Below are 13,683 nucleotides of genomic sequence, written 5' to 3'. Positions count from 1 at the left end.
GAAGCAGCGTCAGGAACCAGTGCCAGGAACCAGTGTCAGGGACCAGTGTCAGAAAGCCCCCGCAGGAGGCAGTCAGCCATGACGGAGCTCGTGGAACACGGACAGCTGTTCATCGGCGGGGAGCTGGTGGACCCGCTCGGCAGGGACGTCATCGACGTCGTCTCCCCGCACACCGGCCAGGTCTTCGCCCGCGTGCCGCACGCCGCCCCCGCCGACGTGGACCGCGCCGTCGCCGCCGCGCGCAAGGCGTTCGACGAAGGCCCCTGGCCACGCATGTCCCTGGACGAGCGGATCGAGATCGTCACCAGGATCAAGGACGGCTTCGCGGTGCGCCACGAGGAGATCGCCCGCGTCATCAGCTCCGAGAACGGCACTCCGTACGCCTCCAGCGTGATGGTGCAGGCCCTCGCCGCGATGATGGTGTGGGACGCCGCGCTCACCGTCGCCCGCGACTTCCGTTACGAGGAGAGCCGCGACGGAGTCCTCGGGAAACTGCTGGTGCGCCGCGAGCCGGTCGGCGTCGTCGCGGCCGTCGTGCCCTGGAACGTGCCGCAGTTCACCGCCGCCGCCAAGCTCGCCCCCGCGCTGCTCGCCGGCTGCCCGGTGGTCCTGAAGACCTCGCCCGAAGCGCCGCTCGACGCGTACATCCTCGCGGAGATCGCCGCGGAGGCGGGCCTGCCGGAAGGCGTGCTCTCGATCATCTCCGCCGACCGCGAGGTCAGCGAGTACCTCGTCGGGCACCCCGCCGTCGACAAGGTGTCCTTCACCGGGTCCGTCGCCGCGGGCAAGCGCGTCATGGAGGTCGCCGCCCGCAACCTCACGCGCGTCACCCTGGAACTCGGCGGCAAGTCGGCCGCCGTGATCCTCCCCGACGCCGACGCGGCGGGCGCCGTCGCGGGCATCGTGCCGTTCGCCTGGATGATCAATGGCCAGGCATGCGTGGCCCAGACCCGCATCCTCGTGCCGCGCACCCGCTACGACGAGTTCGCCGAGGCCTTCGCCGCCGCGGCGTCCGCGCTCAAGGTCGGCGACCCGATGGACCCCGCCACGGAACTCGGGCCGCTCGTCGCCAAGCGGCAGCAGCAGCGCTCCCTGGACTACATCCGCATCGGCCAGGAGGAGGGCGCCAAGATCCTCGCGGGCGGCGGTCGCCCGCGAGGACTCGGCCAGGGCTGGTACGTCGAACCGACCCTCTTCGGTGACGTCGACAACTCCATGCGCATCGCCCGCGAGGAGATCTTCGGTCCCGTCATCTGCCTGCTCCCGTACGGCGACGAGACAGAGGCCGTCAAGATCGCCAACGACTCCGACTACGGCCTGAGCGGCAGCGTCTGGACCGCCGACGTCGAGCGCGGCATCGACGTCGCCCGGCGGGTGCGCACCGGAACGTACTCGGTGAACACCTTCAGCCTCGACATGCTCGGCCCCTTCGGCGGCTACAAGAACTCCGGCCTGGGCCGCGAGTTCGGGCCCGAGGGGTACGGCGAGTACTTCGAGCACAAGATGATCCACCTCCCCGCGGGCCACCTCCCCGCGGGCCACGAACCGGCCGGTCATGAACCGGCCGGTCATGAAGGGGTGGGCGCCTGATGGGAGACCGCTGGCACGTCGAGGTCGACCGGTCCGTCTGCATCGGCTCGGGCATGTGCGTGATCACCGCACCCGGCGCCTTCGCCCTGGACGCCGCCCGGCAGTCCCACCCCGCGGCCCCCGAGTGCGACGCCGACGAACAGGTCCTCGCGGCCGCGGAGGGCTGCCCGGTCGAGGCGATCGCCCTCACGCTGGCCGACAGCGGGGAGGTCGTGTTCCCGCCCGAGGACTGACGGGGGCGGCACATCCGCAGGACGCCCGCGCCGGGCCCGAAGGGGCCGACGGCGCGGGCGTCGCCATGCGGTGGCGTGGCCACCCCTTCCCTCCTCGCTCGAACATCAGTTCCTTGCTCTCGAACGTCGGCGAACACGACTTTACGTATGCGTACCGCACGGTGATCTGATGACAGCCGTTACTGTTCCGGCCGTTTGCGTCCTGGAAATCTCATCGCCACGCGACGCAAGGAGGGGACGCATGGACAAGCGGTACGAGGTCTACTGTCTGGCCGACAGACTCTTCTACGAGACCCCGGACCGACTGTCGTCCGTGGGCGCCCCGGGCGCCGCCACCGACTTCGCCGCGGCCCGCCGGCCGGTGCCCGACGGCTGGCGCTCCGGACGCTCGGGCGACTGGTTCTCCCTCGTGCCCGTGGACGACAGCGGTACGCCGCTGCCCGCACCCCAGCAGGGCTGGAAGATCCACGTCTCCGCCACCCCGGAGAACGCCGGACGGATCGCGGAGATCGTGTGGGACTACTGCGTCCCGCGCTCCATCCCCTTCAAGTTCGTGCCGGCCAAGCACCTCCTGCACCTGCGCAACAGCAAATACGCGGGGCGTGACGGCAGTGGCAAGTTCGTCACGGTCTACCCGGCCGACGAGGACCGGCTGCACGCCGTCCTGCGCGAGCTCGGCGCGCTCCTGGAAGGGAGCGAGGGCCCCTACATCCTGACCGACCTGCGCTGGCGTGAAGGCCCGCTGTATGTCAGGTACGGCGCCTTCACGCGGCGCATGTGCGACAACGGCAAGGGCACGCTCGTGCCCGCCATCGAGGACGCCGAGGGACGGCTCGTGCCCGACCCGCGCGACCCCGCCTTCAAGGTCCCCGCGTGGGTGAAGCTGCCCGGCTTCCTCGAACCGGAGCTCGCGGCGCGCAACACCACCACCGTCACCGACCTGCCGTACCGCATCGAGAAGGCCCTGCACTTCTCCAACGGCGGCGGGGTCTACGCGGGCACCGACCTCCGCGACGGCCGCCGGGTCGTCCTGAAGGAGGGCCGACCGCACGCCGGGCTCGCCGCCGACGGCGCCGACGCCGTGGCCCGCCTCGAACGCGAGAAGAACGCCCTGGAGAAGCTCACCGGACTCGGTGTCGCCCCCGAGGTGCGCGACTGGTTCCTCCTCGGCGACCACCGCTTCCTCGTCATGGACTTCCTGGAGGGCGCCACCCTCAACTCCTTCTTCGCGCACCGGCATCCGCTCTGCGTCAGCGAGCCCGAGCCCGGCGCCGTCGCCGCGTACACCACGTGGGCGCTGGACATCCACCGCAACGTCGAGAAGGCCGTCGCCGCCGTGCACGAGCGGGGCGTCGTCTTCAACGACCTCCACCTGTTCAACATCATGGTCGCGCCCGACGACCGGTCCGTCTCGCTCCTCGACTTCGAGGCGGCGACGTCCGTCGGCGAGGCGGGCCGCCAGGTCGTCGCCAACCCCGGGTTCCTCGCGCCGCCGGACCGCACCGGCACCGACATCGACCGTTACGCCCTCGCCTGCCTGCGCCTCGCCCTCTTCTTGCCGGTCACCTCGCTGCTCGCCATCGACCGGGACAAGGCCGCGCACCTCGCGCAGGTCATCGCCGCCGAATTCCCGGAGGTGCCAGGGGAGTTCCTCGCCGAGGCGGTGGCGGAGATCGAGCGGAACCCACAGGAGCGGGCCCCGCAGGAGCAGGACGCGCACGAGCGGAACCCGCGGGAGCGCGGCGGCGGTGCCGTCAGGCCGGCCGCCGAGGCCGTCGCGCCGTTCGTCGACCCCGCCGACTGGCCGTACAGCAGGGACTCGATGGTCAAGGCCATCCTCGCCTCGGCGACCCCCGAGCGCGACGACCGGCTCTTCCCCGGCGACATCGCGCAGTTCGGCGAGGGCGGCGGGCTCGGCGTCGCGCAGGGTGCGGCCGGGGTCCTCCTCGCCCTCGCCGAGAGCGGTGCCGAGCGCTACGAGGAGGGCGAGCGGTGGCTCCTGAAGCACACCGGGCCCGTCCCGCCCGGCACACCGCTCGGCTACGACGAGGGGCTCGCGGGCATCGCCCACGTACTCGACCGCCTCGGCCACCGCACACGCGCCCTGGACCTGATGGAACTCCTCCTCCAGGAGAACTGGCACCGGCTCCCCTCCGACCTGCACGGCGGCCTCGCCGGAGTCGGCCTCACCCTCGACGCCCTCGCGCAGAGCACCGGCGAACGCGAACTGGCCGACCATGCCCTCCGCGCGGCGCAGGTCCTCGCCGAACGGCTCACCGAGCAGCTCGCCACGGACGACCCGCCGAACACGCGGCGGCGCGCGGGCCTCCTGCGCGGCGCCACCGGACCCGCGCTGCTCTTCCTGCGCCTGTACGAACGCGGCGGCGACGCCGCCCTCCTCGACCTCGCGGGGCAGGCGCTGCGCCGGGACCTCGCGCGGTGCGTGGCCCAGCGGGACGGCAGCCTCGGCGTGGACGAGGGCTGGCGCACCATGCCCTACCTCGGTGACGGCAGCGTCGGCATCGGCATGGTCCTCGACGACTACCTCGCCCACCGCGACGACGCCGACCTGGCGGGGGCGCGGCCGGGCATCCTGGCCGCCGCGCGCTCCCGCTTCTGCGTGCAGCCGGGCCTCCAGCACGGCAGGGCCGGACTGCTGCTGCACGTCAACCGCAGCACCACACCGGGCATCACGCCCGAGGACGTCGCCGCGCAGATCGAGGCCCTCGGCTGGTTCTCCATGTCGTACGCGGGCCAACTCGCCTTCCCCGGCGACCAGATGATGCGCCTGTCCATGGACCTCCACACCGGGACGGCGGGCTGCCTCCTCGCACTCGCCGCCGCGCTCGGCGACACCGGAGCGCACCTCCCCTTCCTGCCGCCACCACGGCGGCCCCAGAGCCGGTCCCGCGTCATCGCGGGGTCGTGACACAACCGCAAGCCACGTCCCCAAACGAAAGGGAAGATCATGGCACTCCTCGACCTGCAGAGCATGGAATCCGACGAGATGACCGGTGGCGGCGGCAGCAACGCGAGCCTGCTGCTGTGCTGGAGCACGGCCAGCGTCACCCTCTGTCTGTGACGTTGTCCGTGAGGCGTAGCCGCGCCTGACGAGCAGGTAGTCATGAGGGCCCGGGCGGCACCCGCGAGGGCGCCCGCCCGGGCTCACTGACGTCAGCGGCACGGCCACGAGATACGCCCGGGGTACCGGCACGCGACCACGCGAGGACACCCACCGCATGGCGACGACCACCTCCCGCCCGCAGGACCAACCCGCCACGGACGCGGGCCTGTTGCACGCGGCTACCCGTCACAGCGCCGCCCGCTGCGCGGCCCTGGCGCTGTGCACCGTCGCGGCCGCGGGCGCGAGCCTGCTCCTGCCGTTGGCGATCGGCCGCGCCCTGGACGCCGTCCTGACCGGCCACGCCTCCGGCGCCGCGGGGGACGACGCCACCCGCTGGGTCCTCGTCTGCGCGGCGCTCATCGGTGCGAGCGCCCTCCTCGACGCCTGCGACAGCGTCCTCACCGGCACCACCAACGCCCGCACCACGGCGTGGCTGCGCGGTCGCGTCATCCGCCATGTGCTCGGCGCCGGGCCTCGCGCCACCGCACGCTTCTCCCACGGCGACCTGGTGGCCCGCCTCGTCGACAACGCGGCGCACGCGGGCATCGCCCCCGCCACCCTCGCCGCGCTCCTCGCCGCCCTGGCCGCGCCCCTCGGCGCCGTGGTGGCCCTCGCCCTGATCGACGGCCTGCTCGCCGTGGCGTTCCTCGCGGGCGCGCCCGTCCTCGTCCTGCTCCTGCGGGCGTTCGTCCGTGTCTCCTCCGACTGCGTGGCCCGCTACCAGGAGGTGCAGGGGATCATCGCGGGGCGCCTGGCCGAGGCGATCGGCGGCGCGCGGACCGTCGCCGCCGCGCGCACCGAGGACAAGGAGGCGGCGCGGGTCCTCGGTGACCTGCCCGAACTCTCCCGCCACGGGCACCGGATGTGGCGGATCCAGGGCCGCTCCCAGGCGCAGGCCGTCACCGTCGCGCCCCTGCTCCAGCTCGCCGTCGTCGCGGTGGCGGGCCATCTGCTGCTCCGGCACCGCATCAGCGTCGGCGAACTGCTGGCCGCCTCCCGCTACGCGGTGCTGGCCACCGGCATCGGGGTGCTCGTCGGCCAGCTGGGCGGCCTGGTGCGGGCACGGGCGACGGCGCGCCGCCTGGCCGAGGTGCTCACCGAGCCGGTCACCGAGTACGGCCAGGCGCAACTGCCGCCCGGCGACGGCCGGTTGGAGTTACGCGGCATCAAGGTGACCCGCGGTGGGCGTGCCGTGCTCGACGGCCTGGACCTGACGGTGCCCGCGGGCGGCACCCTCGCCGTGGTCGGCCGCTCCGGCGCGGGCAAGTCACTGCTCGCCGCCGTCGCGGGCCGCCTCGCCGACCCCGACGAAGGAGACGTACGCCTCGACGGCGTTCCGCTGCGCTCGCTCAGCCGCGAGGAGCTGCGCCGCGAGGTCGGCTACGCCTTCGAGCGGCCCGCGCTGCTCGGCGCGACCCTGGCCGACACGATCGGCTTCGGCGCCCCGCGCCCCGCACCGTCCCGCGTGCGCGAGGCGGCCCGCGCCGCCCGCGCCGACACGTTCATCACCCGCCTGCCCGACGGCTACGCCACGCCCTGCGCGCAGGCGCCCCTGTCCGGCGGCGAAGCCCAACGCCTGGGCTTGGCCAGGGCGTTCGCCCGAGGCGGCCGGCTGCTCATCCTGGACGACGCGATGTCGAGCCTGGACACCGTGACGGAACACCACATCGCCGAGGCTCTGCTCCACCACACCCCGCACCGCAGCCGCCTGGTCATCGCCCACCGGGCCACGACGGCGGCCCGCGCGGACGCCGTGGCCTGGCTGCACGAGGGCCGTGTCCGGGCAGTGGGCACCCACGCGGAGCTGTGGCAACGCCCCGAGTACCGGGAGGTGTTCGAAGCGTGAGGCCACCGGGGGGCTCGACACCGGGCTCGACGCAGGGCTCAGCTCAGGGCTCGACACCGGGCTCGGCGCAGGACTCGACGCAGGGCTCAGGTCAGGGCTCGACACCGGGCTCGGCGCAGGACTCGACGCAGGGCTCAGCTCAGGGCTCGACACCGGGCTCGGCGCAGGACTCGACGCAGGGCTCAGCTCAGGGCTCGGTGCAGGACTCGACGCAGGGCTCGACACCGGGCTCGGCGCAGGACTCGACGCAGGGCTCAGCTCAGGGCTCGACACTGGGCTCGACACCGGGCTCGGCGCAGGGCTCGACACCGGGCTCGGCGCAGAACTCGACGCAGGGCTTGACACCGGGCTCGGCGCAGGATTCGGTGCCGGTCGCCCGGGGTCCGTACCGCCGGGGCGCCCGCTTCCTGTGGCGCAGATGGCCTGTGGTGCTGCGGCTCGCGCTCTGGTCGGTCCTGGAGACCGGGCAGACCTTCCTCACCGGGTACGCCCTCGCGCGCGCCCTGGACGACGGGTTCCTCGCGGGGCGCGAGGCGGTCGGTCTCGGCTGGCTCGGCGGGGCCGCGCTCGGCGTGGCGGCCGCCGCCTGGGGCACGGCACGGGTGTACCGGGCCGTCGCCGACCTCGTCGAACCGCTGCGGGACAGCCTGGTGCGCCAGGTCGTCGACCGGGGCCTGCGGGACGCGGACGGCGCCGCCGTGTCCCGGCTCACCCAGCAGGTGGAGATCGCCAGGGATACCTTCGCGGGCCTGGTGATGGTCTCCCGGTCCTTCGTGTTCACGGCGGCGGGCGCCCTGGCCGGCCTGTTCTCGCTGGCCCCGCTGCTCCTCCTGGTGGTCGCGCCGCCGCTCCTGGCCGGGATCGCGCTGTTCGTGGCGTCGCTGCGACCGCTGGCCCGCCGCCAGGAGGCCTACCTCGTCGCCGACGAGGAGCTGGCGACCCAGCTGGGCCTGGTCTGCCCGGGGTTGAGGGACGTCGCCGCGGCGGGTGCCGAGCGGGACATGGCGAGGGAGCTGGGGCGCGGCGTCACCGCGGAGTACGCGGCGGCGCGGTCGCTCGCCCGCTGGGGCGTCCTGCGCACGGCCGCCCTCGCGACCGGCGGCCAGCTGCCGCTCGTCCTGCTCCTGGCCGCGGCCCCCTGGCTCCTGGACCACGGGGTGACACCGGGCGCGCTGGTGGGGGCGCTCGCCTATGTCACCCAGGCCCTCCTGCCCGCCCTGCACAACCTGGTCCACGGCCTGGGCGCGAGCGGTTCCCGCCTGGCGATCGTCCTGCGCCGCCTGGTGTGGGAGCAGCCACCGGCCGCCGAACCGACCGCGGAGGGCGGCGCCGCGCCGGCCACGAGGGACGGCGCGGCCCCCGCCGCCCTCCACCTCTCCCGCGTCACGTTCGCCTACGGCCCCCGCGCCGACCCCGTCCTGCGGCGGCTCGATCTCGTCGTGCCCGAGGGCGGCCACCTGGCGGTCGTGGGCCCCAGCGGCATCGGCAAATCCACCCTCGCCGGGCTCGCCGCCGGTCTGCTGGAGCCCGGGGAGGGCGCTGTCCGTCTCGGCGGTGAGCCCGTCACGGGGCCCGGGGCCGCCGCGCGGCGCGTCCTCATCCCCCAGGAGGCGTACGTGTTCACCGGGACGCTCCGCGAGAATCTGCGCTACCTGCGCGAGGGCCAGGTCCCGGACGAGGAGTTGCTCGGCGCTGCCGAAGCCGTCGGTCTGACCCCGCTCGCCGAACGCCTCGGCGGCCTCGACGCGCCCGTCACGCCGAGCGAACTGTCGGGCGGGGAGCGCCAGTTGATCGCCCTGACGCGAGCCTACGTCTCGTCGGCGCCGCTGGCGATCCTCGACGAGGCGACCTGTCATCTCGACCCGGTCGCGGAGGCCCGCGCCGAGCGCGCCTTCGCGGCCCGCCCGGGCGGGACCCTGGTGGTGATCGCGCACCGTGTCAGCTCCGCCCGCCGTGCCGACCGCGTCCTCGTGATGGACGGGGCGCACGCCCTGTGCGGGCGGCACGACGAGCTCCTGGAGCGTTCCGCTCTCTACCGTGACCTCAACGGCGCGGGTGACCGGAAAGCGACGCCCGCCGCCTCACACCCACCCCTCGCCCTGGGATATCCGTATCGCGTCGATCCTGTTGCGCGCCCCGGTCTTGCGGGTGATGGCGGCCATGTAGTTGCGCACCGTTCCGTTGGTCAGATGGAGACTGTGCGCGATCTCGGCGACCGAGGCGCCCCGCGCGGCGAGTGACAGAACACTCAACTCCCTTCGAGTGAGCGGCATTTGAGCCGCCTTGAGGAAACCGAACCCCAGCGATTCGTCGACGAAGCGCTGCCCCGCCGCCACCTGTCTGATCCCGGTGAGCAGCCGTTCCAGCGCGCTCGCCTTGTTCACGTAGCCGAGTGCCTCCGCCTCCGCCGCCCGCCGCAGCTGCCCCGGCCGGTTCGCGGTGGCGAGCACCAGGACGCGACAGCCCCGGCCGTGCGCCGTGGGACCGGTCAGTTCGCAGAGCGGGGTGGACGCCTGTGCCGCCTCGTCGTCGAGATCCACCACGCACAGGTCGGGCCGTACGCTGCGCAATCGGCCGCGTGCGTGTGACCACGGCGTATGAAACACCTCCAGATCCGGCTCCCGGGCGAGTTGTTCCGCCAGGGCCAATCGCAGTAGACAGGCGTCGTGCACGAGAAGTACCCGGATCACGCTCTGCCCCTCCAGCTCCCGCTCCGGTTGCTCCACCCAAGCACGCTGACCATTCATAGCGGGGAGTACCCCGGTCGTGACAGAGAGAACTGGCCAAGGGCGAGGCCGGGGGGCGCGTTTGTCGGCCAACTGTGCGCCCCTCGCCTCGGCGGGGGTCAGGGGCGGGGGGTGGCGGTGAGGTCGATGAGGCGGCAGACGGTCTCGATGTCGATCTTCACCTGGGCGATCGACGCCCGCCCCGACAGCCAGGTGATCAGCGCGGAGTGCCAGGTGTGCTCGATGACCCGCACGGCGGAGAGCTGCTGCGCGGTCGGCGGCTCCGTCAGGCCCATCGCGTCCAGGATGATCGCCGTCGTCAGCCGCGAGACCGTGTCGACCTCGGGGCTCACCGAACGGTCGGCGAAGGTCAGGGCCCGCACCATCGCGTCCGCGAGGTGCGGCTCGCGCTGGAGCGCGCGGAAGGCCCGCATCAGCGTCTCGGCGACCCGCTCGGCGGGCGTCTCACCGGCGGGCGGACGCTTGCGGATCGTCGTGTGCATGTGCTGGAGCTGGTCCTGCATGGTGGCGACGAGGAGATGGACCTTGGAGGGGAAGTAGCGGTAGAGCGTGCCGAGGGCCACGCCCGCCGCCTCGGCGACCTCGCGCATCTGCACCGCGTCGAAGCCGCCCCGACTCGCCAGTTGGGCGCTGGCGTGCAGGATGCGGCGGCGGCGCGCCTCCTGGCGCTCCGTGAGGGGCGGCGTCGCGGGGCTCCCCGCCTTGGCTTCCGCTGTCATGTCGATGCCCCTTTGGAAATCGCCTCCCGAGATCGCACAGCATGGCAGGGAGGCTGTCGTGGCGCGAATCACCTGATCCGGGCCTTACAGCTCGCCTACCTGCCGGTAGATTCAAAGCTCGTTCAGCGATCACTCAGCGATCAAGTCTGAAACTTGTTCTACATTACCGTCCCGGCGTAACCTCGCGGACAACTGCACGGAGAAGGGGGCCGAGAGTGACCGCTGAGGCCATGGAGGCGGGCCCCCGAGAGGGCTCCGACGCCGACGGCGACCGACCGTTGCGCATCGCCCTCCTGACGTACAAAGGGAACCCGTTCTGCGGGGGCCAGGGTGTCTACGTACGCCATCTCTCGCGCGAGCTGGCCCGGCTCGGCCACAGCGTCGAAGTGATCGGCGCGCAGCCCTACCCCGTCCTCGACGAGGGTGAGGGCCTGGCGGGCCTCAGGCTCACCGAACTGCCGAGCCTGGACCTCTACCGCTCCCCGGACCCCTTCCGTACGCCCAAGCGCGACGAGTACCGCGACTGGGTCGACGCGCTCGAAGTGGCGACCATGTGGACCGGCGGCTTTCCCGAACCCGCCACGTTCAGCCTGCGGGCCCGGCGCCATCTGCGCGCCCGGCGCGGCGACTTCGACGTCGTGCACGACAACCAGACCCTCGGCTACGGCCTGTTGGGCGACCTCGGCGCGCCCCTGGTCACCACGATCCACCACCCCATCACCGTCGACCGGCAGCTGGAACTGGACGCCGCGCCCGACTTCAAGCGCCGCCTGTCCGTCCGCCGCTGGTACGCGTTCACGCGCATGCAAAAGCGCGTCGCGCGCCGCCTCCCGTCCATCCTCACCGTCTCCGGCTCCTCCCGCCAGGAGATCATCGACCACCTCGGGGTGCGCGAGGACCGCGTCGACGTCGTCCACATCGGCGCCGACACCGGCCTCTTCTCACCCGACCCGGCCGTGCCCGAGGTGCCGGGCCGCATCGTGACGACCTCCAGCGCCGACGTCCCGCTCAAGGGCCTGGTCCACCTCGTCGAGGCGCTCGCCAAGGTCCGCGTCGAGCACCCCGGCGCCCACCTCGTCGTCGTCGGCAAGCGCGCCGAGGACGGACCCGTCGCCCAGGCCATCGAGCGTTACGGCCTCGAAGGCTGTGTCGAGTTCGTCAAGGGCATCACCGACGCCGAACTGGTCGACCTCGTCCGCTCCGCCCAGGTCGCCTGCGTCCCTTCGCTGTACGAGGGGTTCTCCCTTCCCGCGGCCGAGGCCATGGCGACGGGCACGCCGCTCGTCGCGACCACCGGCGGCGCGATCCCGGAGGTCGCGGGCCCCGACGGCGAGACCTGCCTCGCGGTGCCGCCGGGCGACGCGGGCGCGCTGGCCACCGCCCTGGACCGGCTCCTCGGCGACCGCGAGCTGCGGGCCCGCCTCGGCCACGCGGGCCGCGAACGCGTCCTGCGGAAGTTCACCTGGGCGCAGGCCGCCAAGGGCACGGCCGACCGCTACCGCGAGGCCATCCGCCGCTCCGCCGCCACGAACCCCGGCCGCACCGCGGCCACCCCGACGCACTCCGGGAGCCATCGCTGATGCTGACCGTCGACTTCACCCGCTTCCCGCTCGCCGCGGGCGACCGCGTCCTCGACCTGGGCTGCGGCGCGGGCCGGCACGCCTTCGAGTGCTATCGGCGCGGCGCGCGGGTGGTGGCCCTCGACCAGAACGCCGAGGAGATCCGCGAGGTCGCCAAGTGGTTCGCCGCGATGAAGGAGGCGGGCGAGGCCCCGGCGGGCGCGACGGCCACCGCCATGGAGGGCGACGCGCTCAACCTCCCCTTCCCCGACGCGTCGTTCGACGTCGTGATCATCTCCGAGGTCATGGAGCACATCCCCGACGACAAGGGCGTCCTCGCCGAGATGGTGCGGGTCCTCAAGCCCGGCGGCCGCATCGCCGTCACCGTCCCGCGCTACGGCCCCGAGAAGGTCTGCTGGGCGCTCAGCGACGCCTACCACGAGGTAGAGGGCGGCCACATCCGCATCTACAAGGCCGACGAACTCCTCGCCAGGATGCGGGAGTCGGGCCTCAAGCCGTACGGCACCCACCACGCGCACGCGCTGCACGCCCCGTACTGGTGGCTCAAGTGCGCGTTCGGCGTCGACAACGACAAGGCGCTGCCCGTGCGGGCGTACCACAAGCTGCTGGTCTGGGACATCATGAAGAAGCCCCTCGCCACGCGCGTGGCCGAGCAGCTGCTCAACCCCGTCGTCGGCAAGAGCTTCGTGGCCTACGCGACCAAGCCGCACCTGCCGCGGGCGGCGGCCGACGCCGCGGTGGCCGCCAAGTGACGAGCCCCGAACGGACCGAACACCTCGTCCTGCCCGGCGTCCTGACGGCCGATCAGGCGACGGCGACGGTACGCGGCATCCTCGCCGTCCAGCGGGAGGACGGCGCCATCCCGTGGTTCCGCGGACACCACCTCGACCCGTGGGACCACACCGAGGCCGCCATGGCCCTGGACGCCGCGGGTGAGCACGCCGCCGCCGAGCGCGCCTACGACTGGCTGGCGCGGCACCAGAACCCGGACGGCTCCTGGTACGCGGCGTACGCCGACGGCGACCCGCACGACGTCACCGACCGGGGCCGCGAGACCAACTTCTGCGCGTATGTCGCCGTCGGTGTCTGGCATCACTACGTCGCCACCGGCGACGAGGCGTTCCTGGACCGCATGTGGCCCACCGTGTTCGCCGCCGTCGAGTTCGTCCTCGCGCTCCAGCGGCCCGGCGGGCAGATCGGCTGGAAGCGGGAGGCCGACGGCACACCGGTCACCGACGCGCTGCTCACCGGCTGCTCCTCGATCCACCAGGCGCTGCGCTGCGCCCTCGCCATCGCCGAGCAGCGCGAGGAGGCGCAGCCCGACTGGGAACTGGCGGCCGGCGCCCTCGCGCACGCGATCCGCCGCCACCCCGAGCGGTTCCTCGACAAGAACCGCTACTCGATGGACTGGTACTACCCGATCCTCGGCGGCGCGCTGAGCGGCGAGGAGGCCACGGCGCGCATCGAGGAGGGCTGGGACCGCTTCGTGGTGCCGGGCCTCGGCGTGCGCTGCGTCGTCCCGAACCCCTGGGTCACCGGCGGCGAGAGCGCCGAACTGGCCCTCGCCCTGTGGATGATCGGGGAGTCGGACCGGGCCCTGGAGATCCTCCAGTCCATCCAGCACCTGCGCGACCCGGAAAGCGGCCTGTACTGGACGGGCTACGTCTTCGAGGACAAGACGATCTGGCCCGAGGAACTCACCACCTGGACGGCGGGCTCCCTGCTCCTGGCCGTGGCGGCGCTCGGCGGCGACGAGGCGACCTGCGCGGTCTTCTCGGGCGAACGCCTGCCGCGGGGCCTCGCACCGGAGTGCTGCGAGGCCGCGCGGTAGCCGGGGCCGGGCG

The 13,683-nt window shown here is 73.2% G+C and carries 10 protein-coding genes and 1 pseudogene; 9 read left to right on the top strand and 2 right to left on the bottom strand.

Translation table 11 applies throughout. The features are described from left to right. Positions 1–78: 78 nt before the first annotated feature. The 6 genes from ACOBQB_RS20945 to ACOBQB_RS20920 all read left to right on the top strand — a co-directional run bounded on the left by ACOBQB_RS20945 (position 79) and on the right by ACOBQB_RS20920 (position 9,033). A complete protein-coding gene (locus tag ACOBQB_RS20945; protein WP_423593691.1) occupies positions 79–1,590 on the top strand; it encodes an aldehyde dehydrogenase in 1,512 nt (503 codons plus the stop codon). After that, entirely contained in the window at positions 1,590–1,823 is a 234-nt protein-coding gene (locus ACOBQB_RS20940; RefSeq protein ID WP_423593690.1) for a ferredoxin, read from the top strand. Before ACOBQB_RS20945 ends, ACOBQB_RS20940 begins: the two co-directional genes overlap by 1 nt. Positions 1,824–2,064: 241 nt before the next feature. Next, entirely contained in the window at positions 2,065–4,752 is a 2,688-nt protein-coding gene (gene lanKC / locus ACOBQB_RS20935; RefSeq protein ID WP_423593689.1) for a class III lanthionine synthetase LanKC, read from the top strand. Between the two features lie 39 nt (positions 4,753–4,791). Then, positions 4,792–4,905: a SapB/AmfS family lanthipeptide gene (locus ACOBQB_RS20930; RefSeq protein ID WP_423593688.1), complete on the top strand. Its 114-nt coding sequence runs from the start codon at positions 4,792–4,794 to the stop codon at positions 4,903–4,905. 157 nt (positions 4,906–5,062) lie between these two features. Beyond that, positions 5,063–6,793 (top strand): ABC transporter ATP-binding protein, encoded by a 1,731-nt coding sequence (locus tag ACOBQB_RS20925; protein WP_423593687.1) that lies wholly within the window; start codon positions 5,063–5,065, stop codon positions 6,791–6,793. Between the two features lie 425 nt (positions 6,794–7,218). Then, positions 7,219–9,033: an ATP-binding cassette domain-containing protein gene (locus tag ACOBQB_RS20920; protein ID WP_423598632.1), complete on the top strand. Its 1,815-nt coding sequence runs from the start codon at positions 7,219–7,221 to the stop codon at positions 9,031–9,033. Here the strand turns inward: ACOBQB_RS20920 and ACOBQB_RS20915 are convergent. Both ACOBQB_RS20915 and ACOBQB_RS20910 read right to left on the bottom strand, forming a co-directional pair. Further along, positions 8,959–9,540: pseudogene (locus ACOBQB_RS20915) on the bottom strand (LuxR C-terminal-related transcriptional regulator); the annotation flags it as partial. The gene ACOBQB_RS20920 and the pseudogene ACOBQB_RS20915 overlap by 75 nt on opposite strands. A gap of 98 nt (positions 9,541–9,638) precedes the next feature. After that, positions 9,639–10,259, bottom strand: a complete 621-nt coding sequence (locus ACOBQB_RS20910; protein ID WP_423593686.1) for a TetR family transcriptional regulator — start codon at positions 10,257–10,259, stop codon at positions 9,639–9,641. 215 nt (positions 10,260–10,474) lie between these two features. On the opposite strand from ACOBQB_RS20910, the gene ACOBQB_RS20905 reads away from it, so the two are divergent. The 3 genes from ACOBQB_RS20905 to ACOBQB_RS20895 are packed head-to-tail and all read left to right on the top strand — an operon-like array spanning position 10,475 to position 13,670. Beyond that, the gene (locus tag ACOBQB_RS20905) at positions 10,475–11,839 is read left to right on the top strand and encodes a glycosyltransferase family 4 protein (RefSeq protein ID WP_423593685.1); all 1,365 of its coding nucleotides are present in this window, start codon (positions 10,475–10,477) and stop codon (positions 11,837–11,839) included. Further along, complete coding sequence (locus tag ACOBQB_RS20900) at positions 11,839–12,591, top strand: class I SAM-dependent methyltransferase (protein ID WP_423593684.1); 753 nt, start codon at positions 11,839–11,841, stop codon at positions 12,589–12,591. The genes ACOBQB_RS20905 and ACOBQB_RS20900 overlap by 1 nt, the downstream gene beginning before the upstream one ends. Beyond that, the gene (locus ACOBQB_RS20895; protein WP_423593683.1) at positions 12,588–13,670 is read left to right on the top strand and encodes a prenyltransferase; all 1,083 of its coding nucleotides are present in this window, start codon (positions 12,588–12,590) and stop codon (positions 13,668–13,670) included. The genes ACOBQB_RS20900 and ACOBQB_RS20895 overlap by 4 nt, the downstream gene beginning before the upstream one ends. Positions 13,671–13,683: the final 13 nt, after the last annotated feature.

This window comes from Streptomyces sp. G5(2025) (assembly GCF_049542075.1).
Classification (GTDB): Bacteria; Actinomycetota; Actinomycetes; order Streptomycetales; family Streptomycetaceae; genus Streptomyces.
Note: the sequence above shows the minus strand (reverse complement) of the source record. Positions and strands in the feature narration are given on the sequence as shown.